Here is a 532-nt window from a genome sequence, read left to right on the forward strand (position 1 = left end):
CAAACGGTCGTTTCCGCGAGGCACGTGATGTGGGCGAGATCGTGGGGGATTCTGCTGACGACGGTGTCGCACAATTCGATTGCAAAACCTCTTTCTCATGAGAACCTCCTCGCGATGAGTTTTGCGAGGGAGGCTGGATGCAGATCGGGTACGCGCGATGTTCACAAGCGTCGCAGGACCATGCCTTGCAGATCGACGCGCTGACGGCAGCCGGATGCGAGAAGCTTTACATCGAGACGGCCTCGGGCTTGAAGGCGGACCGTCCCGAACTGAAGAAGTTGCTCGACCATGCCCGCCCAGGCGACGTGATCACGATCTACTCGTTGTCGCGGTTGGCCCGCTCGATCCGGCACCTGCTCGATGTCGCCGAAGACCTGCGGGCGAGAGAGATCGGCCTGAAGAGCATCACTGAGGGCTTCGACACGACCAGCCCAGCGGGCCGCTTCATGTTCAACGTTCTCGGGGCCTTGGGCCAGATGGAGGTCGAGCTTCTCCGCGAGCGTACCCAGGCCGGTCTTCGCGCAGCCCGTGC

At 62.0% G+C, this 532-nt stretch carries 1 protein-coding gene; it reads left to right on the forward strand.

Translation table 11 applies throughout. From position 1 onward, the window contains the following. Positions 1-185 precede the first annotated feature (185 nt). The coding region (locus tag ACODTJ_RS29200; RefSeq protein WP_488851735.1) for a recombinase family protein at positions 186-532 on the forward strand (347 nt) is incomplete at its 3' end.

Source organism: Allobosea sp. FG18 (assembly GCF_057809495.1).